This window comes from Pseudomonas beijingensis, from assembly GCF_030687295.1.
GTDB lineage: Bacteria > Pseudomonadota > Gammaproteobacteria > Pseudomonadales > Pseudomonadaceae > Aquipseudomonas > Aquipseudomonas beijingensis.
The window spans coordinates 2,094,001-2,119,343 of record NZ_CP117425.1; the positions used below are offsets into that span (position 1 = coordinate 2,094,001).

Sequence of the window (25,343 nt, forward strand, 5' to 3'; positions counted from 1 at the left end):
GGGCTTCACACGCGAAGCCGTCGAACAACCTTCCACCCATCTGTCGGCTGATACACCGTCATCGCGAGCAAGCTTGCTCCCACAAAAAAGCAGCCAGGTCTGTGGGAAATCTGCCGTACGTCTATCCTAGGTATTCTTGAACCAGGCGCGGAATCGGCAACCGATCATCCACGGACATCCACACCATGAAAAAACAAGAACAAGACAACCTCATCCAAACCCTGCAAACCCGCTTCGAACAAAACCTGAACCGTCACCCAGACATCCCCTGGGCCGACGTCCAGACCCGGCTCGAACACCACCCCAATGCCCTGAAATCCCTCCAGGCCATGGAAGTCTCCGGCGGCGAGCCAGACGTGATCGGCTTCGACCCGAAGACCGGCGTTGTCACCTTCTGCGATTGCGCCAAGGAGAGCCCCACCGGACGCCGGAGCCTTTGCTACGACCGCGCGGCCCTGGATGCGCGCAAGGAGAACAAGCCCAAAGGCAGTGCCATCGAAATGGCCGAAGCGATGGGCATCGCCCTGCTGACGGAAGACCAGTACCGAGCGCTGCAAACCCTCGGCGAGTTTGACGCGAAGACGTCCAGTTGGCTGGCAACCCCGCCAGAGCTTCGTTCGCTCGATGGGGCGATTTTTGGCGACTACCGGTATGGCCGGGTGTTCATCTACCACAATGGCGTGCAGTCGTATTACGCGGCGCGCGGGTTTCGCGGGTTGCTGCAGGTTTAAAGGGAGACCCGCACCTGTGGCGAGGGGATTTATCCCCGTTGGGCTGCGTAGCAGCCCCAAACCCATCCACCGCGGTGCACCAGGAAAAACGGCGTCGGCAGGTTTTACGACTGCGGCGCAGCCGAGCGGGGATAAATCCCCTCGCCACAAGGGACTTGTGTGCTCGAAGGATCGTGGCGGGGCAAAACCACCTCACTCAAAAACCAAAACCTCACTTCCCTTGGCCTCAACCATCTCGCTAAACCTCGGCAAGCGCGCCACAAACTCCGTCTCAAACGCCAGGTAGCGATCCTGCGCCGGCACATAACGGACATCCGGCTTGACCCGCGCAATGTCCTTGGTCGACAGCTTCACCACCTCATGACTCTCTTGATTCCAAAACCACGCCAGCGTCTGTGTGCCAAAGGTGTTGGCGCGGTAAGTCCACACCCACCAAGCCCCATGCCCCCGGGACACATGAAGTTGCCCATGAAAGGTGCGCAACGTGATGACTTGCTTGGGCTGGGTGACGAGCAGGCGTGTGTCCTGGCGCAGTTCACTGCCGAAACCGTCCAGCGTCGCCTTCGTCTTGGCTCCGGTCATGAAGTTGAAGCGCCAGGCCAGCAGCACGGTTTCCTGATAACCCGAATGCTCAACGTTCTGCCGCGCGCCTTCGCTGAACAGCAAAACCTCATCACCCCCCAGGTACGCGGTTGACGTCCGCAGCTTATAGGCCTCAGCGGGCATCGGTTTGGCGACGATGGCCTGGTGCGGCGGGTCTTGATGCCAGACCCAGCACTTCGGGCCGTTGTGCTGCATGAACAACAAGCGGCGCGGGCCGATGGGCAGGATCGTCAGTTCATCCGCAAACTCGAAAATCACCTCGCTGCTGTCCGCTGTGATCCGCCAGATCCGTGTCAAATGCTCAGGTTCATAGAGGCGCTGACGTTCGAATATCTGCGAACCCACCACCACGCAGGGTTGTTCAAACTCCGGCCATTGCACCCCGGCAGGCCCGAACGCCGCGATCTCATCGCCTTGCCGAATTTCGTACTGGTAGCGGTCGTCTGCACTGTAATCACCGCGTATGACCCGACGTTTCCACAGGCTGCGCTGAGCATCGGCATCGATGAGCTGCAAGTCCGCACCGTCCACGCCATCGGTGCGGTGTTCGAGCATGTCCTGCTCAGCGGGCGGCCATTGGTTGTAGTCGATCAGAAAGCACAGCCACTGGTCTTCGTCCTGCTCAGTGATGGCGGCCCAACCGTTGCGGTAGTTGTACTCATGCACATAGGTGGCGCCGGGGTAGTCATGGACTTCCTGCAGCCACTTCACTTTGCCGCGCTTGGGTTTGGCCGGTTTGCGTTCGACGGCGGCAGGTTTCGGCGGCTCGATCAAGCTCGCCGTAAACCTCGGCTCGCCGCGCTGGGCTTGCCAATGCTGGGCAAACGCCTCGCGCTGGCCGACCGGGACAATCACCGGCCGATAATCATCGCCACCGGCATCCAGGTTCCACAAGTCATAACCCTGACCGGCCAACACCGGCGCCAGCGCCTCGAAGCAGACCTCGGGCATCTCGTTAGACAGCTCATCCAACAACGCCTCGAACCCCGGGCCGGCAAACACACCGACGTCGGGATAGTAGTGCTGCAACAGCCCGAGCAAATCGCCGCCCGGTGTTTTCCAATCGATATGAACCAACGGATCGAATTGCGATTGCATCACGCCTGTCTTCCTTGTGGTTTCTCTGCGCGCCATCTTAGCCGCACACCCTCCCAAAAAGACAACCACCGTCCCCTGGCCGGGCACAGACCATTGTGGGAGCGAGCTTGCTCGCGATAGGGCCAGGTCAGGCAACCTCAATGGCGGCTGGTTTACCGCTATCGCGAGCAAGCTCGCTCCCATAGGTAGTTCAGTGACTCAACGCTCCGGAAACTCAGACAAATAACAAACCGGTGAACTCGCGTCCGCCCGTTTCTCCACCTCATCCTCCAACCACTGCGCCAACACCACCGCATTATTTTCAACCGTCGACTTGGCCGCATACACCAACGTCAGCGTCCCATTGCGCGCAATATCCACCAGCTTCCACCAATGCTCCGGCCGTCCCGCCAGCTCTCGCCGGTACGCCCCACTGAACTCGGCAAACGAAACCGTCCCCGCCTTGAACGCCTTGCGCAACTCATGAGAAGGCCCGACCTCCGGCAGCCACTCCGTAATCGCCAGCGCATCCTTGCGGCAATTGCGCGGCCACAAGCGGTCCACCAGAACCCGTACGCCATCCTCGGCGCTCGCTGTTTCATAGGCGCGTTTGCACTGGATCATCGAAGCCTGCCTGTCGAAGTGAGACCGCCTGAGCATAGGTCGCCCACGACGAGGCGACCAGGATTCATCCGCCGCACTTCACTCACCCATCGTAAAAAAAAATTCATCGGATCCCTTCAATCAAAAGCCCTAGGCGCTCAAGCAAAAGCGCGCTGCGTAAGTCGCAGAGATGATGGCGCGGAGCACTGTGGGATTTTCGAGCCGCAATCCGTCCGGATGCGCTTTTCCATTTGATTTGTCGACAGCGAACCGCCTGGTCGTCATGGCACGGCCCGCCGTATTAAGGATGAGTGAACAAAAATGAATAGAGTTTACCGAGTCGTCTGGAATGCCGTGATGGGCGCGTGGCAGGTGGCATCCGAGTTGGTCAAAAGCCAAGGCAAAGACAAAAGCCGTCAATCCCTCAGCCTCGTCATCGGCGTGGGCAGTGGCGTCTTCGCCTCGGTCGCCGCGGCGGGAGGGTTGCCTTCCGGCGGCAATATCGTGGCGGGTAACGGCAGCGTTCATCAGAACGGCAACAACATGGCCATTCATCAGGGCAGCGATAAGCTCGCCATTGACTGGCAGAGCTTTTCCATCGGCAAAGGCAACACCGTCCAGTTTTTCCAGCCTGGCGCGGCGTCCGTCGCGTTGAACCGCGTGTTGGGCTCGGATGTGTCGGTGATCCAGGGTGCACTGAAAGCCAACGGCAAAGTGTTCCTGGTCAACCCCAACGGCGTGCTGTTTACCCCCAGCGCGCAGGTTGATGTCGGCGGTCTGGTGGCCTCCACGCTCAACCTATCCACAGAAGATTTCCTCGCCGGCAACTACCGTTTCAGTGGCGACAGCGCCGCCTCGGTGGTCAACCAGGGCAACATCAATGCCGCACAGGGCGGCACCATTGCCCTGATCGCGGCAAAAATCGTCAACGAAGGCAACATCACCGCGCACAAGGGCAATGTGCTGCTGGGCGCCGGTCGTGTCGTGACGCTCGACTTGGGCGGGCCGGTGCAGCTGGAAGTCAAAGAAGGCGCGCTCCAAGCGTTGATCGAAAACGGCGGCGCCATTCGTGCCGACGCCGGCAGAATCCTGCTGACCGCTCGTGCCGCGGAAACCCTGGCGAGTACCGTCATCAACAACACCGGTTTGATCGAAGCCCGTTCCCTGGATATCGGTGAAAACGGCCTGGTCACGCTGATGGGCGACCAGGGCGGTGTGCAAGTTGCTGGGCGTATCGATGTGTCCTCCGATACCGGCAAGGGCGGCAAGATCGTCGTGACCGGGGATCGTGTGGCGATCAAGGGCGGCGCTGAGCTCGACGCCACCGGGGCCAAGGGCGGCGGTGAGATTTATGTGGGCGGGAGCTGGCAAGGCAAGGATCCTGCGATCAAACAGGCCAGCCAGACCACCATTGCCGCTGGTGCCGTGCTCGATGCGTCGGCGACCGACAACGGCAAGGGCGGCACCGTGGTGGCCTGGTCCGACGTCAAGAAGCCGGGCAGCGTGACCCGCGTGGACGGCACGCTGAAAGCCACCGGCGGTGCCAAGGGCGGCGACGGCGGCAAGATCGAGACCAGCGGCGCCAAGCTGGCGGTGAGCAAAGCCGCCGATGCTTCAGCCAAAAACGGCAAGGGCGGCTTGTGGTTGCTCGATCCGGACAGCGTCACGGTGGGGCCGGGTAACGGAGGGTTGACGGGCGGCACCAATGGCACAGACGCCACGGTTGGCTTCAACGCAATCGATACGGCCCTGGCCGGCGGCACCGATGTGGCGATCAAGGCCGACAACAGCATCCACTGGAACGGCGACTACACCCCGACGAGCATCAGCGGCGAGCGGACGCTGACCTTGCAGTCCGGACACAACGACGTTGGAACGGGCCGCTACGTCTTCGGCAATATTTTCCTCAACGGTGACATCGACGCCAGTGGCGCGGGCAACGGCAACAGCCTGGCGTTGATCTTCAACGGCAAGATGGCGCTGAACACCGACGTCAGTTTGAAGAGCAACGGTGGCAACGTCGTGTTTGCCGGCGTGGTGGATTCCGATGCGGTGGCCAACAATCGCCAACTGCGCGTCGACGCCGGTTCGGGCTCGATCATCTTCAGCGACATGGTCGGCGGTAACAGTGCGCTGGGTGCTCTGTACGCGACCACCAGCGGCGCCGGCAAGACGTTTATCAACGGCGCGAAAGTCTTCACCAGCGGCGAGCAGGTCTACACCGGTGCCGTTGAACTGGGCACTTCGCAGTTCTTGAACGCCGACTTCGAAAACGGCCTGGTCGGGTGGAAGACGTCCATCGCCCAGTTCTTCACCGGCGTCACCGTGGTGGAGGGCGTGGTGTCGCCGGATGACCCGACGTTGCCGACAACTTCGCCAACCAATGGCAATGCGCCGAGCGTTTCGCCTGGCGACCAAGGCGACATGAACTACAAACCCCTCACCCCGGTCGCCGCTGCGGGCCAGGGCAAGGACGGCGGCGCTGCGCTGCTGCTGGGTACCGAGAACAACTCCAACTGCCTCAACGCACCCGCCGGCTGCATCATGCGCGGCCCTTCGGTGGTGAGTGAGGGCACGGTCTCCCTGGCGGCGGGGGAATCGGTCAGTTTCGATTACAAACCGGTCGCGGGCGGCGATACCTACGATGTCTTCGGCTATCTGTTGAACGTCAACACCGGCGAATACCAAATCATCCTGAACGAAACGGGTAACGGTACCGGCGCGGTGAATTGGCAAACCCATACGGCAACGGCTGATAGGGCCGGCACGTACAAGTTCGTGTTCGTCTCGGGCAGTTTCGACCAGACCGCGGGCAAGCAGGTCGGTGGCTCGCTGTACGTCGACAACATCAAGACCAACACCTCGGGCAGCAAGGGCCTGCAAGGCAGTTCCATCACCTTCAACGGCAGCCTCAACAGTACCGACAACAACCTGGCCATCAAGGCCGACGACATCAACTTCAACGGCGGCGCCGGCAGCGTCACCGGCAACGGTTCAATTGCCCTCGAGACCAACACCCCGAGCAAAGACATTGCCGTGGGCGGCAGCACCGGCGATGCCCCTGGTTCGTTGGAACTGACCGGCACCGACATCAACGCCTTGGGCGATGGGTTTACCTCGGTCAAGATTGGCGGCACGGACATGACCGGTGATATCAGCATCATCGAAGCGACCCGGATCAACGACAACCTTATCCTCGATGCCGGTACCGGCAACATCCACATCAATGACCAACTGACCGTGGCGGACGCACCGGGCACCGGTAACGATGACAACAAACCGGCGCCGGTCCTGGCGTTGCAAAGCAATGGCGGCAAGATCGACCAGACCGCCGGCGGTGCCATTGTCGCCGATGGCCTGGTGCTGCTGGGGGATGGCGCCGTTCATGACCTCGACGACGCGGCCAACGACGTCAACACGATCGCCAGCGACACCGGCACGGTCAGCTTTGCCGATGTCGATGACCTGACCGTCGGCGTGGTGACCATTCCCGATAGCCAGACCCCGGCAAACCCCCAAGGCGTGCCGGTCGCCGGCATGACCCAGACCGGCGACCTGAACCTGGTCGCGGATAAACTCACGGTCGGCCAGGCCTTGCTCACCCAAGGCGATACCAGCCTGAGCGCCGACGAAATCGATCTCGCCGCGAGCGTTGCCGGTGGCGGCAGTCTCACCCTGAAACAGAAGACCGATGGCCTGGATATTCACCTGGGCGGCAGCGATGACCCGGAAGTGACTGGGCCTAACGATCCGTTGGTGCTGTCCGACGCTGACCTGGCCAATATCCAGGATGGCTTCGACAAGGTCACCATCGGCAACGACAAGACGCGCAACATCACCGTCGACGATGAAGGCGCGACGTTCAAGGACGATCTGGCCTTGATCGCCAACGGCGTCCTGGACCTGCTGGGCGATCTTGCGCTCAAGGATCCTGAGGGCACCGACGAAGACGGCACCACCGGCAAGGGCCTGACCCTGAGCGTCGACGCGGGCAAAGGTGCGACCCAGGCAACGGGCGCGACCATCACCGCAGACGAACTGGCCCTGCGCGGTGAAGGTGATTTCAATCTGGGCAACGGTGGGCATGACGTAGGCGTCATCGCTGCTGATGTCGGCAGCCTGAAATTCACCGGCAACGGCAACCTGACGGTGGGCGTCGTGGACGGCACCGTGGGGATTACGTCCGATGAGGCGGTCACCCTGAAAACCGATCACGACCTGACGTTGGCAAAAGGCATCACCATCGAAAATGGCCCACGCGATGACGTCAGTCAGGGGCAAACCCGTGCCGACGACATCATCACTCTGGAGGTGGCGGGCAAAACCACTCAGTCCGGCGACGCCGGCGCCAAGCTCGATGCCAGCGGCCTGGTGCTGCTGGGCGGCAATTACGCGCTGGGCAACACCGGCAACGTGATTGGCGATATCGCCAGCGAGGCGGGCAAAGTCCAGTTCAACAACAGTGGGGACCTCAAGGTGGGCTCGCTGACCGCGACCCATGCCGACGGCACCCAGACAACCATCACCGGCGTGAACAACACCGGCGATGTGAGCATCGGCACCCAAGGCAATCTGGCGATCAACGAAGGGCTGGCGACCAGCGGCAACGTGTTCCTCAACGTCGATGGCAAGACCACCCAAAATGCCAAGGGCAACATCATTGCTGACGGTTTGGCCCTCAATGGCGGCGATTTCGAGTTGCGCAACAACGGCAACGTGGTTGGCGACATTGCCAGCGAGGCGGGCAAGGTCGCCTTTAACAACACCGGCAACCTGAAGGTCGGCACACTGACTGAAACCGATGGCGACGGCAACGTGGTCAAGACCACCACCGGCGTGAACAATACCGGCGACGTGAGCATTGGCACCGTCGGGGATCTGGCGATCAACGAAGGGCTGGCCACCAGCGGCAACGTGTTCCTCAACGTTGATGGCAAGACCACTCAGGACGGCAACGGAAACATTACCGCCGACGGCGTGGCCCTCAACGGCGGCGACTTCGAGTTGCGCAACAACGGCAACGTGGTGGGTGACATCGCCAGCGAGGCGGGCAAGGTCGCGTTCAACAACACCGGCAACCTGAAGGTCGGCACGCTGACCGAAACCGATGGCAACGGCAACGTGGTCAAGACCACCACCGGCGTGAACAACACTGGCGACGTGAGCATTGGCACCGTCGGGGATCTGGCGATCAACGAAGGGCTGGCCACCAGCGGCAACGTGTTCCTCAACGTCGACGGCAAGACCACCCAAAATGCCAAGGGCAACATCACGGCTGACGGTTTGGCCCTCAACGGCGGCGACTTCGAGTTGCGCAACAAAGGCAACGTGGTGGGCGACATCGCCAGCGAGGCAGGCAAGGTTGCGTTCAACAACACCGGTAATCTGAAGGTCGGCACGCTGACTGAAACCGATGGCGACGGCAACCTGATCAAGACCACCACCGGCGTGAACAACACCGGCGACGTCAGCATCGGCACCGAGGGCAACCTGGCGATCAACGAAGGGCTGGCAACCAGCGGCAACGTCTTCCTCAATGTCGATGGCAAGACCACCCAGGACAGCAACGGCAACATCACCGCCGATGGCTTGGCCCTCAACGGCGGCGACTTCGAGTTGCGCAACAACGGCAACGTGGTCGGCGATATTGCCAGTGAGGCGGGCAAGGTTGCGTTCAACAACACCGGCAACCTCAAGGTCGGCACGCTGACCGAAACCGATGGCAACGGTAACGTGGTCAAGACCACCACCGGCGTGAACAACACCGGCGACGTGAGCATTGGCACCGTCGGGGATCTGGCGATCAACGAAGGGCTGGCCACCAGCGGCAACGTGTTCCTCAACGTCGACGGCAAGACCACCCAAAATGCCAAGGGCAACATCACGGCTGACGGTTTGGCCCTCAACGGCGGCGACTTCGAGTTGCGCAACAAAGGCAACGTGGTGGGCGACATCGCCAGCGAGGCAGGCAAGGTTGCGTTCAACAACACCGGTAATCTGAAGGTCGGCACGCTGACTGAAACCGATGGCAACGGCAACCTGGTCAAGATCACCACCGGCGTGAACAACACCGGCGACGTGAGCATTGGCACCGCCGGGGATCTGGCGATCAACGAAGGGCTGGCCACCAGCGGCAACGTGTTCCTCAACGTTGATGGCAAGACCAGCCAAAACGCCAAAGGCAACATCACCGCTGACGGTTTGGCCCTCAACGGTGGCGACTTCGAGTTGCGCAACAACGGCAACGTGGTGGGTGATATCGCCAGCAAGGCGGGCAAGGTTGCGTTCAACAACACTGGCAACCTGAAGGTCGGCACGCTGACTGAAATCGATGGCAACGGCAACCTGGTCAAGACCACCACCGGCGTGAACAACACCGGCGACGTCAGCATCGGAACCCAAGGCAACCTGGCGATCAACGAAGCCCTGGGCACCAGCGGCAACGTGTTCCTTAACGTCGATGGCAAGACCACCCAGAACGCGAAGGGCAACATCACCGCCGACGGTCTGGCCCTCAACGGTGGCGACTTCGAGTTGCGCAACAACGGCAACATCGTGGGTGATATCGCCAGCAAGGCGGGCAAGGTCGCGTTCAACAACACCGGCAACCTCAAGGTCGGCACGCTGACTGAAACCGATGGCAACGGCAACCTGATCAAGACCACCGGTGTGAACAACACTGGCGATGTGAGCATCGGCACCCAAGGCAACCTGGCGATCAACGAAGCGCTGGCCACCAGTGGCAACGTGTTCCTCAACATCGATGGCAAGACTACCCAAAACGCCAAAGGCAACATCACCGCCGATGGCCTGGCGCTCAAGGGCGGTAATTTCGACCTGCGCAACGCCAGCAACTGGGTCGGCGATATCGCCAGCCGCGCGAAGGATGTCAGCTTCGTCAACCGCAGTGACGTCACCGTCGGCAGGCTGACCGAGAGGGCACTGGACGGCACCCAGCTGGATCAGATCGTCGGCATTGGCAACACCGGCAAAGTCCAAGTGGTGACGACCACCGGTAACATCACCCTGGCCGAGAACGTCAGCACCACCAGCAACGCCTCCGATGCGATCGTGCTCAACGCCGGTCAATCCGCTTCGGCGGGCGTGGCTGCGGGCGGCGACGTGAAGGCTGGCGCGGGCGTGACGGTGTCCACCGGCGCCGGCGGCCGGGCGGTGATCTACACCGGTAGCCTCGCTGGCAGCACCCGCGTGGTGGATGTGGTCGGCAGTGGCAGCGGCAATTTCCGCTACAACAGTGACGAGCAGCAGAGCAATTTCGGCAGGGCATTGGGCAGCACCGGCGTTCATGCCGTGTACCGCGAGCAACCTGTCCTGGTGGTGTCCACGAACGGTTCGACCACCCAGACCAAGCCATTCGATGGCCAAACCACGTTCAACGGTGGCGGTATAGCCGGTTATGACGCCAATGGTCTGTGGAACGGCGACACCAAGCAGATGCTCGGCAACCCACTGTACTCGGTTGGGACGCAAGGCCCGGGCTCGCACCTGATCAACATCGGCGGGCTGGCTGACCTGGGTTACCTGATCGTGAGCAACCCGGCCAACGCCAACCTGACCGTGACGCCGTCCGTTGATTACGACGCCGTCCGGCAGAGCGTCGCCGATGCAACCCGCGTCGGCGCGCAGGTGACTTCGCCGCATGCGCCGGAGCTCAACCCGGCCCAGCCGAAACCGGCTGACTGGTCTGACTACGGGGTCGACGACGGTGGTTTGTTGCTGGTGGACCAGGGCGGTAATCGTGCGAACGGCGCTGGCAATGGCGACGGCGATTCGGCTGCCCAGGCCGAGAGCGCCGACAGCGAGCGGGAACTGGCCGGGAACGTCTGCGCCGATGGCGGTGTATCGGGTGGAAGCGCCTGTGCGGCCTACCCGCCGCAGACCGTATTCGTGGTGCGCGGTGGTGTGCGCTTGCCGAGTCTGGCCATGCGTCCCTGATCCCTGACATCCACCTTTTCATTTGAAGGAGCCCCTTGGCCGCGTCCCCGGACGCGGTCATGGGCTCAGGCAACCCGCATTATTCGAGACTTATCCAATGCATAACAAACTGATGTCCTGCGCCGCTGGTCTGGCGTTGTTGTCCACCTCCCAGGCCTGGGCGGCGACCCTGCCGACACGCCCGATCCCCGACGCCGGCCGTATCTTGCAGGAACTGCCGATTCCTCAGCAGGAGCTGCCGCAAAGCATTCGCCTGGATGTAGAGGCACCGCAACCGGCCCAGGAAAAAGTCGGCGGCGCCAAAGTCCAGCTCAACGCCGTCCGGTTCACCGACAACACCCGCATCGACGAGGCCAGCCTGCAACGCGTCGTCGCCCCGGCCATCGGTCAGGCCCTTGACCTGGATGAGCTGCGGGAAGTGGCCCGGCAGGTCACGCTTTACTACCGCGAGCAAGGCTACCCGTTTGCCCGTGCCTACTTGCCGGCCCAGCGCATGGCCAACGGCGAGCTGACCATTGCGGTCATTGAAGGCCGTTATGGGAAAGTCACCGCTGCCACCGACGATGCGAAACTGGCTGCGCAGGCGCAGCCCTTCCTGGACGACTTGAAGCCGGGCGAGGTGATCGAGCGTGACCGGCTGGAGCGCAGCATATTGGTACTGTCTGACTTGCCGGGCGTGGCTGTTCGCCCGGTTATCCGGCCGGGTGAGGCGCTCGGTACGGGCGATCTTGATGCCAAAGTGAGCAAAACCGAGGCCTTTGAGGGCAAGGCCACGCTGGACAACCATGGCAACCGCTATTCGGGGCGCAACCGCCTGACGGTACAAGGTGACTGGAACAGCCCGTTAATGCTGGGCGACAGGCTCAGCGCCGCGGTGATGGCGACCGATGAGGAACTGTATTTCGGTAGCCTCGGCTACTCGATGCCATTGGGCACGTCTGGCCTGCGCGGCAACGTGGGTTACGCCCAAAGCGCTTATGACCTGGGCGCCGAATTCGCCGACCTGGGGGCGACCGGCACCGCCGAGGTCAGCAGCATCGGCCTGAGTTATCCGCTCCTGCGCAGCAACCAGGCGAACGTCATGTTGGCCGGGCAATACCAACACAAGGACCTTGAGGATAAGTACGAAGTGCTTGGCCTCAGCTTTGAAAAAAGCAGCAACACGCTGCCCATCAGTTTGCAATTCGATGTGAGGGACACCTTGTTCGGCGGCGGCATCACCTACGGCGGCGCGACGCTGACCTACGGTGACCTGAAGCTGGATTCGGCCCTGCGCGAGGGCGATCGCCAGACTGCCCAGACCGAGGGCCAGTTCAGCAAAGTGAACGTCGACCTTGCCCGTCTGCAAGCGCTGCCCGCCAACTTCACGCTTTTCGCCCGCGTCCTCGGCCAATGGAGCAATGACAACCTGGACTCTTCCGAAGATTTCAGCCTCGGCGGCATTGATGGCGTGCGGGCTTATCCCCAAAGCGAAGCCTCGGGCGACGAAGGCATGCTGACCCAGATCGAACTTCGCTACCCGATCGACAAACTCACGCCTTACCTGTTCTGGGATGCCGGTAAAGTGCGCATCAACCACAACGAGTGGGCCGATGAGGAAAATACCCGCAGCATCTCCGGCGGCGGTGTGGGGTTACGTGCTCAATACGGCCAGATTTCGTTCGATGCAACGGTCGCGTGGCGCCACTCTGGCGGTGAAGCGCAGAGCGATACCCGCCAGGAAAACCCTCAATTGCTGGCTCAGATCGGTTACCAGTTCTAACTGCTTCAAGGCCAGCTGACGGTTGTAATGCTGTACACAAACCCCGTGGCGAGGGAGCAAGCTCCCTCGCCACGGTTTAAGTGAACGGCTTTAACCACTTTGGCCATCCGCTATCAAATGGGCTCGCCTGGGCTTTTCCGGGCACGGCCACCTCTTGTCCAATATCCCTCGCCATACGCCGCTGCGCCCCGCCGATAACATCCCGCCGCTGTGGACGCCACAGGCGGAACGACCGTTTATCGCCCATTAAAAATTTGATAGCTTCAGTTCTCGCTCTACCTGCCGCTATATCGACTTGTTGCCGGCCCGATATGTGATTCCTTGCCTGGCAATTTCGCGACAGTGACCTGGCTAAACACAACAAGAGACCTGGCGAATGGACAACGGACGATACGAAAGGCAAGCAGCGACGGCGGGGGGCGTGGCGGCGTCCGAGCTGTTGCCGCATATTCTGCTGATCGACGATGTCCCTGAAGACATCCGCGCCACGCTCGTTCTGTTGAAATCACAGCCCTGGCGCATTTCCCTGGCCAGCGACGCCTATCAAGGCTATCAACGCGCACTGGCCCTGCGTCCGGACCTCATCGTCCTGGATGTGCACATGCCGCAAATGGACGGTTTCAGCCTCTGCCGGCTATTGCGCGAGGCACCGGCCACCCGGCATGTCCCGATCCTGTTCCTGTCGTCGGCCAATACTTCCTTGGAGCGCCTGGAAGGGCTGACCGTGGGCGCGGTGGACTACATTCCCAAATCCTGCGCCCCCGAAGAAGTGCTGGCGCGTATCAAGATCCACCTGCAATTGACCTGGCGCGCGCCACCGGCCGTCCATGAAAGCCCGGCCGATCCGGAGCCCCAAGGCGATGAGATCGTGCTGCGTGCGGCGATGCGACTGATCGAAAACCAGCTGGACGACATACCGTCCCTGGGCATGCTCGCGCAAAAAGTCGGCACCCATGAAAAACGCCTCACCGCCATTTTTCGCGAACACCTGGGAATGACCGTGTTCGCCTACATTCGCGACGCCCGTTTGCGGCGTGGCCAGGATTTGCTCTGTGAAAGCGCCATGAGCGTGCAGGACGTCGCCGAACTGGTGGGCTTTCGCAACGCCTGCAATTTCACCACGGCCTTTCGACAGCGCATCGGCATGACACCCAGTCAGTTTCGCCAGCAGACCCTGGGCATCGCTGAAACCGAGTCGGCCGGGCGCGCCTGATGCGGCTCCTACCGTTTTTATTGCTGACGATAGCGTTGTTATCCACAGGCTCGCTGCACGCCGCGGCTGTGGATATCTGCCGGGCTGACCACCAGGACTTGATGCCCGCGATGCAAGTTTTCGAAGACACCCAGGCCAGCCTGAGCCTGGAAGACGTCGCCCAACTGCCCGACACGCATTTCAACCCCGCCACCTCAAGCTGGCCGACCCAGGGCTACAGCCGATCCGCCTTCTGGTTGAAAGTGCCGCTCACCAACTCAAGTGCTGTGGCGTGTTCACGCCTGCTGGTGATCGGGGCGCCGCGCCTGGAAGACATCCGCGTCTACCAACCGGGGCATGACGCCCACGCCGGAGCCGCCTATCCCTTGGCCGAATGGCCCCAACCGGCGGCACGTCAGCCGGCCTTCCCGGTCTCGCTGGCGGCAGGGGAGAGCGTTACGGTGTTCGTCCGCGTGGCGAGCAATTTCCAGATGTTGCTGGAACCGGAACTGTGGTCCGAGCCGGTGCTGCTGCGCAGTCAGCAACAGACTTACCTGAGCGACGGACTGACCCTCGGCATTGTCCTGCTGGTCGTCCCGTTCGGCTTCATCGTCGGCCGGATCCTGCGCTCCCGACTGCTCACGGTGAACGCGGGCGCGGTCCTCAGCTACATCCTGCTGACCTGCATCATCAACGGCTACTTGATCTACTGGCCCAGCGCGCTGGGCTGGACGCGCGAGCTGCTGGTCTGTTCCAGCGCGATCTCGTTCGTGCTGTTCCTGGCCTACTTCCGCGTGCTGTTGCAGGTTTCCCGGCTGCCCCAAGTCATCGGCTGGAGCTATTGGGTGCCGCTGTTGGGCTGTGTCTTCGGCCGACTCTGGTGGCTCAAGGTCGATCCGGTCCAGGGCGCGCAGATCGTCCAACTGTCCCTGTTCAGTTTTTATGGCGCGCTGTTCGCCACGCTATTCATGGCTTGGCGCAGAAGGCTCACTTACCACTGGATGGCGTGGCTGGTGCCGGCGCTATTGGTTGGGCAATTGCTGATGCGGATTTTCTTCCCGCAAGAACAACTGCCCTGGCAGTCGCCGCAAAGCAGAAACAACCTATCGTCGACCTTGCCGGGCGTGGTGTTGCTGGTGTGCACATTGATCATGGAAGTCGCCCGCAGCCGCAACCGTGAAAAAAACGCCCTGTCCACCCTCGAACAACAACGCCAGGCCGAGCACGAGCGCCTGGAAAGCACCGTGGCGCTGCGCACGGTGCAATTGCGCGAATCCCTGGCGGCCCGCAGTGCGTTGATGGCACGGATCAGTCACGACCTGCGCTCGCCGCTGGTGCGCATCATCGACTACGCGCGCCTGTTGCACGCCGGGCCCAACCGCGATTATCAAGCGACCATCGAGCGCAACGCCCGCCAGCAACTGGAGCTGATCGACGAAATGCTCGAGTTCTCCCGTGGCGAGCTGGAGCAGATGCAACTGACCCTCGCGCCGGGCTACCTGTACGGTTTTCTCAAAGAGATCGCAGACGAGGCGGGCTTTCTCGCCGCGCGCCAGGGCAATACGTTCGAGGCGGTTCTTGCCGATGACCTGCCGCCACTGGTCGAGGCCGATTTCAAACGCCTTCGGCAGGTCCTCATGAACCTTTTGGCGAACGCGGCGAAATTCACCCGCCACGGCCAGATCAGTTTCGAAGTGAGCGCCTGTCCCGGGGCGACGGCTGACAGCGTGGAACTGCGTTTCAGCGTGATCGACACCGGCATCGGCATCGACCCGCAAGAGTTCGAACAACTGCTGCAACCGTTCCGCCGCGGCCGCAATGCCCAACGCTATGAAGGCAGCGGGCTGGGTTTGTCCATCGTCACGCAACTGCTGGAGCGCATGGACAGCCGACTCGAACCCCAAGCCACGGAGCAGGGCAGCCACTTCAGTTTTCGCCTGCAACTGAAATACGCCGAGGAGCACGACCTCGAAATCGGCATCGTCGACAACAACGTCACGCCGCTCAACGGCCAGGGCAAACACGTTCTGTTGGTGGACGACATCGAGCAAAACAGTGAATGGCTCTATGACCTGCTGGCCGGCTACGGTTTCGACGTGAGCATGGCGGCGAATGGTGAAGACGCCTTGGCCTGCCTGGCTGAACAATCGGTCGACCTGCTGATCAGCGACCAGATGATGCCCGGCATGGATGGCTGGGAACTGCTGCGCCACGTGCGCGAGCGTTGGGAGCATCTGCCCGTGATGCTTTACTCAGCGGTCCCGCCACGCAGGCCGGAGGGTTATCCGAAGGATCTCACCTTCGACGCAGTGCTGCTCAAGCCCGCCGACAGCCGCGAATTGCTGGCGTGCGTCAAGGCTCTGGCTTGCCCGGACACCACGCGTCGCGCATTGGCTCGGGAGTTCTAGCATGCAGGTTTTAGGTTACCGACTGCTCTTGCTCGGCAGCCTTTCGGCACTGCCTTGGGCGTCGGTCCAGGCCGAACAAGCGGCGCCCAGCGCCCTCACGCTCGACGCAACCACCGTCACCGCTCGGCGTCGCGAGGAAGACCCGCAAAACGTGCCGATCCCGATCAACGTCCTCTACGGCGATCAACTGGATGAGGCCGGCCTGCATCGGCTGCAAGACATCCAACAACGCGTGCCCGGCTTGATCGTTTCCGGCCACGACGCCCGCTACGCCGGCTTCGGCCTGCGCGGCTTCGGCGCCACCGCCTACAACGATGGCCTGGAAGGCAGCGTCGGCACCTACGTCGATGGCGTCTACCAGGCGCGCCAGGGCATGGCTTTCACCGAGTTGATGGACATCGAGCGCATCGAAGTGCTGCGCGGGCCGCAAGGCACCTTGTTCGGCAAGAACACCACCGCCGGCGCGCTGAACATCATCACCCGCCAGCCCACGTTCCAGCCCGAAGCCAACCTCGAAGCCAGCTACGGCGAGCGCGGTTTGCGGGAATATCGCGGGACGATTTCCGGCCCGCTGCAAGATGACGTGCTCGCCGGGCGACTCAATGTCTTCGACAGCGCCACCGATGGCGCAGTGGAAAACCTGCACGACGGCGCCCGCCTCGGCGACGCCGACAGCCAAGGCCTGCGCGGCCAATTATTGTGGACGCCGAACACCGATTTCAGCGCCCGCCTCATCGCTGACTATGCCGCGAGCAAAACGAAGCCGGCAACGTGCTGCTGGTCAATCACTACAGCGAACAAACCCGCAAGCGCGCCAAATTTTTCGGCTATCCGCTGGCCGAGCCCGACCCCTACAAACGCGAGTCCCGCATAGACGCGCCGGGACATCCGCAAACCCTGCAGAACGGTGTCTCACTGGAATTGAATTGGGACCTGGACGAGGCCATGCGCTTCACCAGCATCACCGCCTACCGCGACTGGGACTACCGCGCCACTCGCGACACCGACAGCACCGCGCTGTCGGTGATCCAATCCGAAACCGAACTGGGCCACCGCCAGTTCAGCCAGGAATGGCGCCTGTCCGGCACGGCCGGTTCGTCCATCGACTATGTCGGCGGGCTTTTACTACCTGCGCCAACAGCTCGACCGCGGGATCGACACCGAATTTGGCAAGGACGCCGCGCCCTGGTTCGTTGGCGATCAACTGGAGCAATTGAAAAAACTCTATGGCATCACCTTCACCGATCCGAGGCAGGTGCCGGCCGTGCTGCTGGACGGCGCCCGGCAACGCTATGACGGCGAACAGAAGGGCGACAGCCGAGCCATTTTCGGCCAGCTTTCCTGGCGCCCGATTGACCCGCTGGAACTCACCGGCGGCCTGCGCTACAGCCAGGAGCGCAAGGACGCCTGGATCTCCCGTGACGCCAGCAACCTCGCCCCGCTGACCGGCTTGCCCCCCGGTGTTCCAGGCCGGTGGGCAATTGCTGCGCGACATCGCCCTCGGTGGCGGTTACTACCGCGAGGATTCGATTAAAGAAAACAACGTCTCCAGCCTCCTCAGCGCCAGCTACCGCTTCAGCGATGCGGTGATGGGTTACGTCAGCTGGTCGCGGGGTTACAAGGCCGGCGGCATCAACTTCGATGTGGTCGGCCCGTTCACCGCACCCACCTTCGAGCCGGAGCGCGCCACGTCCCTGGAACTGGGCATGAAAACGCGCTTCTGGGACGAGCGCGCATTGCTCGACCTCGCCGTCTACCAGACCGACGTCGACAACTACCAAGCGCTCACCTACAGCCCGCCGACATCGCTGTTCGCACCACCGCTGCGGGACAACCTGATCAACGTCGGCAAAGTCCGCCTACGGGGCATCGAACTCGATTCCGCCTGGCAACTCACCCCCCGACTCACCGGACGCCTGGGCCTGGCCTGGAGCGATGCGCGCTACCGCAGCTTCCCCAACGCCCCGTGCCCACCGGCCTCGGGCCAGTGGACCTGCGACCTCAGCGGCGAGCGCCTCTACAACGCGCCGGAATGGAACCTCAGCAGCGGCCTCGACCATACCCACCCGCTGCCCTACGGATTGGAAGCCTACAGCGGCATCGACTACAGCTTCCGCACCGGCTACTCCGGCACCCTCGAAGGCGGTGAAGGCAGCTACCAACCCAGCTACGGCCTCACCAACCTGCGCCTGGGCCTGCGCAGCCAGGACCGCGCCTGGGAAGTGGAAGGCTGGGTGCGCAACGTCTTCGACCGTCAGTACATCACCGCCGTGTATTCACTGCTCGGCTCCGGCGACTACGGCGTCATGACCGGCAGCGAACGAACCGTCGGCACCACCGTCAGGCTTCGCTATTGAGGGAAATAAACCGCGTCGGACAAAACGCCAAACGGTTACCGCCGGCCTTTTTCGACAGATACATGGCCTGATCCGCCTTGCTGATCAGCCCATCGACCTCATGCCCATGCTCAGGATAAAACGCCACCCCGATACTCGCGGCAATCTCCACCGTCTGCGCACCAATCAAAATCGGCGCATTCGCCGCCGCCAGCATCCGCTTGAGCAACGGCTCGCTGTCCTCCACCGCCTGCAACCCCACCAGCCCCGCGACAAACTCATCACCCCCCAGCCGCGCCAACGTATCGCCCTCACGCAACGTCGCATTGATCCGCGCCGCGACAATCTGCAACACCCGATCCCCCCAGTCATGGCCATAACTGTCGTTCAGCGCCTTGAACCCATCCAGGTCAATAAACGCGATCGCCACCTTCTGCTGATGAATACGCGCCTTGCCCAACGCCTGACGCATCCGCTCGGCCAACAACAACCGATTGGGCAACTGCGTAAGCGCGTCATACCGGGCATCACGCTCCAGCAACTGCAGCCGCTGCTTCATCTGCGTCATGTCGCCGAGCAGCGCCACATAGTGCTGAACATTGCCGTGCCGGTCATGCACCGCACTGACGCTGATCCGCGACGTCATCTCCCGACCATCCTTGTGGCTGCTTTGGATTTCGCCGGACCAATGCCCGTGAAAATCCAGCGCATTCTTCATCGGCGCATAAAACGCTGTGAGCCGACGGACCATGCGATGGGCGTTCAGCTCGCGGCCCTCTATCTCTTCCTGCCCGTAACCGGTGAGCCGGGTGAAGGCCTCGTTCACGGCGATGACCCGGCCGAAGGGGTCGACCAGGATGATGCCTTCGCGGGCGTGGCTGAATACGGTGGCGGCCAGTTCTGGGCAGACGGTATTGAGGCGACGGTCCAGTGTGGCTTCGTCACGGGTGGTCGGCCATGCCATGTATTGGAATCGAAGCCTTGTTGGGCCAAGTAGCCGGCCAGGGAGGACAGCGCCTTGTGCAGGCGGGTCAGGGTATGTGTGGCGAGCTTGGAGTTGAGGCAATAGCTCCGGATGACGGTGCGTAGGTTCATGGGGGGTACACGGTGCTCGGTTGTAGCGGTAGGGGGTGAGTGAAGGGGGCATTATCGAGGGGAGGGATGGGTGGGGGCGTTTGCTGGAGCGGATGGGGGCTTTGCGGGAAGGGATTGAGTCGAAAGATTTCTGTGAGGGTTTTGTTCCAAGGCGCGCGCAGCGATCAAGATTAGGGGTTCGCTGCGCGGGACGTTTCGTTAGTCCAATTCAACAATGCCATTTTTGGGAACGTTCACGAACGGCAACGCACTGCATTGTTGATGATGGGCTTCAAGGGCCAGCGCCTCGTACCAATGCAGATAGCCATTCAACATGTGTTTTGGGATGTTTGGGCTGCGCAGCGGAAAGAACGCGACGGACAGCTGTTCTTCCTTTTTTTCATGCCAGCGCCAGCCAGCCGAATGGCCACGAGCCCGGGCCCCCCAAAGACCTGCGGACCAGGCAAATTGCCCCATACGAAACTTGAAGCAGCTCGTTTGCCCGATGTACTGGACGGTTGGATTGTCAGGAGAGGCCTTCCCGGTCGCTCTCCAAGCAATGCAGTAGACACCCTTCGCAGCAGCCATCTGCGCGAGAACGGGGTCCACATTGGCGGATTTTTTGCCGACCCCGGGCCAGAAGCAATTGCTGATTTCTGCCCAGGGGTACCAGCCAGCGCCATGCGCCTCAAGATCAAACAGCTCGGGAGCTTTCATTGTGGCTCGTCCTTGATCGATCAAATTGAAGTGAAGGCAGGATACCGAGATTGATGTCTTAATGACATTATCGGGCCAAGGTATTGGTTTTGGCTTCGGTTGCGAATCAGGCCGGCATCGGAGAGTTCGCTGCACGAAAGGGATCAATTAACATGGCGGCCTAATTCAATGCGTGGTCTCCGCTCATGCAGTCTCTCGAAAAAACGCTGCTTTCTTACGCCACACAGCACCTGCCGTCACTTCCCCAAATCTACACTTGGAAGTTTGATACCGCGCTCGTCCACCACTCGTTTGAATGGGAGATTGGTGGCTCGAACTGGTATGAAAAGACACACGCGCTGAAGCGACATGCCTCGCGGAAATGGGGTTCGTCGCCCGAACAACGGATGGCACTTGCGGACTACGCGGTGCGCGTCTGGGGAGGTGTCAAAAGAAATGCACCTGCAACGATGCAAGGCTATGTTCAGACCGTGTCACAGGGGCAAGTGCCGTCAAATCACAAAGGAATCGCCTCATGGTCGAAGGTGGCGGCATTCTCGAATCCAAACGAGCATGCCATCTTCGATGCGCGGGTTTCATTTTCCCTGAACGTCCTGCAACTGATTCACGGTGATGAGCAACGCATGTGGTTTCCGCACTTGGCAGGTCGAAACACGCAGCTCAACGCATGTTGGCCGCGCTTGAAGACCCTGGCGCGGCAACAGAGCTGGCTTCGAATTGCGACGACCGATGTCTACCCAACCTACATCGGGTTGTTGGTGAATGTCTCCCGAAAACTCAATGTCGAGATAGGTGACGTGGAGATGCTGCTCTTTTCAAAGGCGGAAGACTTTGCATTGGCGTTTAACGAAGCCTATCCAGCCTAGTTACCGACGAAAGGGGACAGATCTATTTCATCTGTTGAAATCATCCGTCTCCTTTGCTGAAGCCCAGCGGGAGCAAGCTCCCTCGCCATAGGGTAGCTGGATGTCCATCGAGTTCCAGGCGCAACATCCCCTTGTAGGAGCGAGCTTGCTCGCGATAGCGGTGCGTCAGTCAGCGAGCGTGAAAACGGCGCCGGCTTCTTAGGACAAAACCCGCCCCGCACAACTTAGATCCATTTCAATGGCTAATCGGGTCACCCACCGTCAACACAACCCGGCCAAACCTGGCGTTCTCATTTAGCGGCGTAATTGCTAATAGCTGATCGAGGCGAATCTCCTGGCGGCCATCTGTAGTTTCGACTTCGAGAAACTCTTCCCGCGTGGAAGCGGTCCGCGTGGTGATCGCCTGGGCTGTCAGTCGTTGGCCGTCAGTCAGTTCGATGTCCAGCGTGTAGCCGCACAGGCAAGCGATTTCCAGATAGTCATGCAGGTCGCAGTGCAACGGTTTATAGGTATCCATTTCAAACCTCGCAGCCTTGCAGTTTCAGGATGAAAAAACCTTGCCGGGCGATGGCCTCGACTACCTTGGGGTTGCTTGGCTCGACGTGGCAGAAACGGCAGTCGTTCAAGGTGATGTCCTGGTCTTCGATGCCCTGTTCGGCCAGGAAACGTCGCGCGCAGGCTTGGGCGAATTCCTGGTCGTTGCGGTCGATCAGCACGTCGAAGTGCAAGTATCGTCCGTCTTGGGTGCGTACGTGCGTGTCATAGACTTTGATGGTCATTGAAGTCTCTCGTTCAAAGGCGACCGAACAGGTGTGTGTTTTCAGACGCCACCTGCCGAGTCGCCAGGGCCGGAAGGATCAGAGCAGTTCGTTCAACATGGCGTGCAATCGGCTATTGCCCGCATCGTCGAGCGGGAAGACCGGCAAGCGTGGGTCGCCGACTTCCAGGCCGAGGGTGCGCAAACCGGCCTTGATGGTGGCGGGCAAGCCTCCCTTGAGGATGAAATCCAGCAGCGGCAATTGACGATAGAACAACGCCCGCGCCTGGCTCAGGTCGTTGGCCAATACCGCTGCGTACAGGTCGAGGTTAAGCTGCGGGATGAGGTTCGGCGCTGCCGTGCACCAGCCCTTAGCCCCAGCGGCGAAGGCTTCCAGCGCCAGCGGGTTGCAGCCGTTGTAGAACGGCACCTGGCCTTCGCCCAACAGTTGCAGCTTGTGCATGCGCTGGATGTCGCCGGTACTTTCTTTGACCATGGTGACGTTATCCACTGCGTTGAAAATCCGCAGGATCAGCTCCACGGACATGTCGATGCCGCTGGTGGCCGGGTTGTTGTAAAGCATGATGGGCAGGTCGATGCTGGCGCCGATGGTCTGGTAATGCCTGAGGATTTCCGCCTCGCTCAGTTTCCAGTAAGAGGCCGGCAACACCATCACCACATCGGCGCCATGGGCCTGGGCAAAACGTGCGCGGCGGACCGCTTTGGCGGTGGTCAGGTCAGACACGCTGACCACGGTCGGCACCCGGCCGGCGACGCGGGCAATGCTGAACTCGCTGACCTGGTCCCACTCCGCATCGCTCAGGTAGGCGCCTTCGCCGGTGCTGCCCAAGGGCGCGATGGCATGGACGCCGCTGTCGATCAGGCGGTCGATGGATTGGCCCAGTGCGTCCAGGTCCAAGTTCTGGCCGTCGGCGGAGAAGGGCGTGATGGTGTATCCGATGATGCCGTGGATGTTGGGGGTAGACATGGCTTCGCTCCTAATGGATTCAGTTCAGGCAATCGGCGTGTTGGCGCAGGTTCTGCCGGGCGTAGTAGTTGAAGGCGGCGGCGTGACGCTTGGGGCGGGCGATCCAGTCGTGGGCTTCGCGACCCAGGTGCGGCAGGATCGGTTTCACCTCGCCGGCGGCCATGGCCAGCAGTTGCAGCTTCGCGGCGCGTTCGATCAGTTGGGCGATGTTGCAGGCTTCTTCCACGGTCTCGCCGGTCGACAACTGGCCATGGTGCGAAAGCAGGATGGCGCGCTTGTCACCCAGGGCGCCGGCGATCAATTCGCCTTCCTCATTGCCCACGGGCACGCCCGGCCAGCCCTCCAGGAACGCGCAGTCCTCGTAGAGCGGGCAGAGGTCCATGTGGGAAATCTGCAGCGGCACTTCCAGCATCGACAGCGCGGCGATGTGGGTAGGGTGGGTGTGGATGATGCAATTCACATCCGGCCGGGCGCGGTAGACCCAGGTGTGAAAGCGGTTGGCCGGGTTGGGGATGCCGTGGCCCTCCAGCACCTCCAGGTCCTCGTTGATCAACAGCAGATTGCCGGCGGTGATCTCGTCGAAGCCCAAGCCCAGTTGCTGGGTGTAGTAAGTGCCGGGTTGCGGTCCGCGCGCGGTAATCTGCCCGGCCAGGCCGGAGTCGTGGCCGTTTTCGAACAGGATTCGGCAGGTCAGGGCCAGCTTTTGTCGTACAGTCCACGTATTATCCGGCAGGGTTTTCTGCATCTGGTTAACAGCGTGTTGGACCAGCTGGTCCTTGGGTGTCGCCAGGGTCTTGCTCATGTCAGTTCTCCTGATTCGTTCTTTGACCGTTCTTGATCCGCGTCATGGAAGCTGTGGGATGGAGGTGCTAATGACACTAAATAGACTATATGACACAAAGTGTCATTTGCAATCGCAGATTGTCCGTTTCCCTGGAAATGTTGGTTACCTATGTCCATTCGCTTGAAATTGCTCAGGAAAAAACTCGGGGTGACACTGGATGTCCTGGCCGAGAAAACCGGGATGACCAAGAGCTACCTGTCCAAGGTGGAGCGGGGCTTGAGCTCGCCCTCCATCGCCACGGCGCTCAAGCTCGCCAAGGCGCTGAACGTGAAAGTCGAGGAATTGTTTTCCGAAGAAAACGTCGCCCTCGACAGCTACAGCCTGGTGCGCAGCGAAGACCGTCAATCGCTGGCGGCGAGCAGTGGTAGCTCCGAATACGCGGTCCTCGCCCACCAGGTGTCCGAGCGCAGCCTGCTGCCCTTCATCCTCTATCCGGCGAGCGAATTCACCGCTCACCACGCGTTCAAGGAACACACCGGGGAGGAGTTCCTGTTCGTGCACGAAGGCCAGGTGGAAGTGGACTTCATGAATGAACGCGTGCTGCTGAACCGTGGCGATGCCTTGCACTTCAATGCGCAGAAGCCCCATCGCCTGCGGTCGGTGGGCGAGGTCCAGGCGCAGTTGTTGGTGGTGGTGCACAGCGATGAAGCGTCGGAGAAGGGCGAGGGCGCTTAGCACCACCTTGCTCACTGGGTAAAATCAACCCCCCGTGGCGAGGGAGCTTGCTCCCGCTGGGCTGCGCAGCAGCCCTTATTCGAAAGTCCCCACCCAAACAAACCCCGGCTTCTCCCCTCCGGCTAAATTTAGGAGGGAGGGGTTACGACGCTGGATAAAACTCAAGTTGCTCGGTCGACCGTCGATAGGTTGCGCAGCAATCTCATACGAAGGACCGGAACATGTACTACCCACGCGAAGCCGAAAAAGATCACCTGTATACCCGAATCATCCTGCTTACCGTAGCGTGCTGTGTGCTCCTGTTCCTCGCGTCCCTGGCAAAACATTCAGGGATGATCTACGGAGCGATTCAATGGAGTGCCGTCGAGGTGAAAGGCACCGTGACGCAACTTGAAAGCATTCCAATGAACGAAAACGGCATGATCATTCACTACCGATACACCGACGGTGATCAGCGAGTCCACGAAGACGAATACCCAGACCAACGCTATATCGAACACACCCAGTACGAGGCAGGTGGCGAAGTTCCGCTGCTGTACTCACGCTGGTTTCCCGAAGTCAGCAGCATCGCCACCGAACTGCATACGTATCGCTCCGGCTTTTTCATCATGGCTGGCGGGGTGTTGCTGACGTTGGTGTTCCTGTGGATCTCCTTCATGACGTTCGGTCGCATTTACCGCATGAAGGAAGAAGACCGTTTCTACTAAAAGGCTGGCAGGCTAGGTTCTCAGCTAGCCTACTGCCCACCTCACTT

The 25,343-nt window shown here is 61.1% G+C and carries 19 protein-coding genes; 11 read left to right on the forward strand and 8 right to left on the reverse strand.

What is annotated here, in order from left to right:
- Window positions 1–185: 185 nt before the first annotated feature.
- Window positions 186–731 carry a DUF4256 domain-containing protein gene (locus PSH84_RS09405; RefSeq protein ID WP_305482703.1) on the forward strand — a complete coding sequence of 182 codons (546 nt, stop codon included), beginning with the start codon at window positions 186–188 and terminating at the stop codon, window positions 729–731.
- 192 nt (window positions 732–923) lie between these two features.
- Here PSH84_RS09405 and PSH84_RS09410 read toward each other — a convergent pair whose 3' ends face one another.
- Together PSH84_RS09410 and PSH84_RS09415 are read right to left on the reverse strand one after the other, a co-directional pair.
- Window positions 924–2,432 carry a hypothetical protein gene (locus PSH84_RS09410; protein WP_305483164.1) on the reverse strand — a complete coding sequence of 503 codons (1,509 nt, stop codon included), beginning with the start codon at window positions 2,430–2,432 and terminating at the stop codon, window positions 924–926.
- 198 nt (window positions 2,433–2,630) lie between these two features.
- A complete protein-coding gene (locus tag PSH84_RS09415; protein WP_122568906.1) occupies window positions 2,631–3,035 on the reverse strand; it encodes a DUF488 domain-containing protein in 405 nt (134 codons plus the stop codon).
- Window positions 3,036–3,335: 300 nt separating this feature from the next.
- Between PSH84_RS09415 and PSH84_RS09420 the strand changes: the two genes are divergently transcribed.
- The 7 genes from PSH84_RS09420 to PSH84_RS09450 all read left to right on the forward strand — a co-directional run bounded on the left by PSH84_RS09420 (window position 3,336) and on the right by PSH84_RS09450 (window position 18,689).
- Window positions 3,336–10,970: a two-partner secretion domain-containing protein gene (locus PSH84_RS09420; protein ID WP_305482705.1), complete on the forward strand. Its 7,635-nt coding sequence runs from the start codon at window positions 3,336–3,338 to the stop codon at window positions 10,968–10,970.
- A gap of 97 nt (window positions 10,971–11,067) precedes the next feature.
- A complete protein-coding gene (locus tag PSH84_RS09425; protein WP_205929661.1) occupies window positions 11,068–12,732 on the forward strand; it encodes a ShlB/FhaC/HecB family hemolysin secretion/activation protein in 1,665 nt (554 codons plus the stop codon).
- Window positions 12,733–13,108: 376 nt separating this feature from the next.
- Window positions 13,109–13,945, forward strand: coding sequence for a response regulator transcription factor (locus tag PSH84_RS09430; RefSeq protein ID WP_305482707.1), 837 nt, complete (start codon window positions 13,109–13,111; stop codon window positions 13,943–13,945).
- Between the two features lie 110 nt (window positions 13,946–14,055).
- Complete coding sequence (locus tag PSH84_RS09435) at window positions 14,056–16,332, forward strand: hybrid sensor histidine kinase/response regulator (RefSeq protein WP_305482709.1); 2,277 nt, start codon at window positions 14,056–14,058, stop codon at window positions 16,330–16,332.
- Window position 16,333: 1 nt separating this feature from the next.
- A complete protein-coding gene (locus tag PSH84_RS09440; protein ID WP_305482711.1) occupies window positions 16,334–17,206 on the forward strand; it encodes a TonB-dependent receptor in 873 nt (290 codons plus the stop codon).
- Between the two features lie 234 nt (window positions 17,207–17,440).
- Entirely contained in the window at window positions 17,441–17,866 is a 426-nt protein-coding gene (locus PSH84_RS09445) for a TonB-dependent receptor (protein ID WP_305482713.1), read from the forward strand.
- Entirely contained in the window at window positions 17,793–18,689 is an 897-nt protein-coding gene (locus PSH84_RS09450; RefSeq protein ID WP_305482715.1) for a TonB-dependent receptor, read from the forward strand. Before PSH84_RS09445 ends, PSH84_RS09450 begins: the two co-directional genes overlap by 74 nt.
- On the opposite strand, the gene PSH84_RS09455 is transcribed toward PSH84_RS09450, so the two are convergent.
- Window positions 18,673–19,632 (reverse strand): sensor domain-containing diguanylate cyclase, encoded by a 960-nt coding sequence (locus tag PSH84_RS09455; protein ID WP_305482717.1) that lies wholly within the window; start codon window positions 19,630–19,632, stop codon window positions 18,673–18,675. The genes PSH84_RS09450 and PSH84_RS09455 overlap by 17 nt on opposite strands.
- A 329-nt stretch (window positions 19,633–19,961) precedes the next feature.
- Entirely contained in the window at window positions 19,962–20,459 is a 498-nt protein-coding gene (locus PSH84_RS09460) for a hypothetical protein (protein ID WP_305482719.1), read from the reverse strand.
- Window positions 20,460–20,644: 185 nt separating this feature from the next.
- On the opposite strand from PSH84_RS09460, the gene PSH84_RS09465 reads away from it, so the two are divergent.
- Entirely contained in the window at window positions 20,645–21,325 is a 681-nt protein-coding gene (locus tag PSH84_RS09465) for a hypothetical protein (RefSeq protein WP_305482721.1), read from the forward strand.
- Between the two features lie 235 nt (window positions 21,326–21,560).
- Here the strand turns inward: PSH84_RS09465 and PSH84_RS09470 are convergent, their stop codons facing one another.
- The 4 genes from PSH84_RS09470 to PSH84_RS09485 all read right to left on the reverse strand — a co-directional run bounded on the left by PSH84_RS09470 (window position 21,561) and on the right by PSH84_RS09485 (window position 23,872).
- Window positions 21,561–21,842, reverse strand: a complete 282-nt coding sequence (locus PSH84_RS09470) for a Rho-binding antiterminator (RefSeq protein WP_305482723.1) — start codon at window positions 21,840–21,842, stop codon at window positions 21,561–21,563.
- A 1-nt stretch (window position 21,843) separates the two neighbouring features.
- Window positions 21,844–22,104, reverse strand: a complete 261-nt coding sequence (locus tag PSH84_RS09475; RefSeq protein WP_305469803.1) for a DUF2024 family protein — start codon at window positions 22,102–22,104, stop codon at window positions 21,844–21,846.
- Between the two features lie 78 nt (window positions 22,105–22,182).
- Window positions 22,183–23,070, reverse strand: a complete 888-nt coding sequence (locus PSH84_RS09480; RefSeq protein ID WP_122568829.1) for a dihydrodipicolinate synthase family protein — start codon at window positions 23,068–23,070, stop codon at window positions 22,183–22,185.
- A gap of 19 nt (window positions 23,071–23,089) precedes the next feature.
- Window positions 23,090–23,872: an aldolase gene (locus PSH84_RS09485; protein WP_122568828.1), complete on the reverse strand. Its 783-nt coding sequence runs from the start codon at window positions 23,870–23,872 to the stop codon at window positions 23,090–23,092.
- Window positions 23,873–24,022: 150 nt separating this feature from the next.
- Here PSH84_RS09485 and PSH84_RS09490 point away from each other — a divergent pair, with 150 nt between their 5' ends.
- Both PSH84_RS09490 and PSH84_RS09495 read left to right on the forward strand, forming a co-directional pair.
- Window positions 24,023–24,589, forward strand: a complete 567-nt coding sequence (locus PSH84_RS09490; protein ID WP_305469805.1) for a helix-turn-helix domain-containing protein — start codon at window positions 24,023–24,025, stop codon at window positions 24,587–24,589.
- Between the two features lie 221 nt (window positions 24,590–24,810).
- Window positions 24,811–25,296 carry a DUF3592 domain-containing protein gene (locus tag PSH84_RS09495; protein ID WP_305482724.1) on the forward strand — a complete coding sequence of 162 codons (486 nt, stop codon included), beginning with the start codon at window positions 24,811–24,813 and terminating at the stop codon, window positions 25,294–25,296.
- Window positions 25,297–25,343 lie beyond the last annotated feature (47 nt).

Excerpts from the sequence above, each read along its gene's own strand:
- PSH84_RS09405 (WP_305482703.1), top strand. The coding sequence starts at position 186 with ATGAAAAAACAAGAACAAGACAACCTCATCCAAACCCTGCAAACCCGC.
- PSH84_RS09410 (WP_305483164.1), bottom strand. The coding sequence starts at position 2,432 with ATGCAATCGCAATTCGATCCGTTGGTTCATATCGATTGGAAAACACCG.
- PSH84_RS09415 (WP_122568906.1), bottom strand. The coding sequence starts at position 3,035 with ATGATCCAGTGCAAACGCGCCTATGAAACAGCGAGCGCCGAGGATGGC.
- PSH84_RS09420 (WP_305482705.1), top strand. The coding sequence starts at position 3,336 with ATGAATAGAGTTTACCGAGTCGTCTGGAATGCCGTGATGGGCGCGTGG.
- PSH84_RS09425 (WP_205929661.1), top strand. The coding sequence starts at position 11,068 with ATGCATAACAAACTGATGTCCTGCGCCGCTGGTCTGGCGTTGTTGTCC.
- PSH84_RS09430 (WP_305482707.1), top strand. The coding sequence starts at position 13,109 with ATGGACAACGGACGATACGAAAGGCAAGCAGCGACGGCGGGGGGCGTG.
- PSH84_RS09435 (WP_305482709.1), top strand. The coding sequence starts at position 14,056 with ATGCAAGTTTTCGAAGACACCCAGGCCAGCCTGAGCCTGGAAGACGTC.
- PSH84_RS09440 (WP_305482711.1), top strand. The coding sequence starts at position 16,334 with ATGCAGGTTTTAGGTTACCGACTGCTCTTGCTCGGCAGCCTTTCGGCA.
- PSH84_RS09445 (WP_305482713.1), top strand. The coding sequence starts at position 17,441 with ATGTCGGCGGGCTTTTACTACCTGCGCCAACAGCTCGACCGCGGGATC.
- PSH84_RS09455 (WP_305482717.1), bottom strand. The coding sequence starts at position 19,632 with ATGGCATGGCCGACCACCCGTGACGAAGCCACACTGGACCGTCGCCTC.
- PSH84_RS09460 (WP_305482719.1), bottom strand. The coding sequence starts at position 20,459 with ATGAAAGCTCCCGAGCTGTTTGATCTTGAGGCGCATGGCGCTGGCTGG.
- PSH84_RS09465 (WP_305482721.1), top strand. The coding sequence starts at position 20,645 with ATGCAGTCTCTCGAAAAAACGCTGCTTTCTTACGCCACACAGCACCTG.
- PSH84_RS09470 (WP_305482723.1), bottom strand. The coding sequence starts at position 21,842 with ATGGATACCTATAAACCGTTGCACTGCGACCTGCATGACTATCTGGAA.
- PSH84_RS09475 (WP_305469803.1), bottom strand. The coding sequence starts at position 22,104 with ATGACCATCAAAGTCTATGACACGCACGTACGCACCCAAGACGGACGA.
- PSH84_RS09480 (WP_122568829.1), bottom strand. The coding sequence starts at position 23,070 with ATGTCTACCCCCAACATCCACGGCATCATCGGATACACCATCACGCCC.
- PSH84_RS09485 (WP_122568828.1), bottom strand. The coding sequence starts at position 23,872 with ATGAGCAAGACCCTGGCGACACCCAAGGACCAGCTGGTCCAACACGCT.
- PSH84_RS09490 (WP_305469805.1), top strand. The coding sequence starts at position 24,023 with ATGTCCATTCGCTTGAAATTGCTCAGGAAAAAACTCGGGGTGACACTG.
- PSH84_RS09495 (WP_305482724.1), top strand. The coding sequence starts at position 24,811 with ATGTACTACCCACGCGAAGCCGAAAAAGATCACCTGTATACCCGAATC.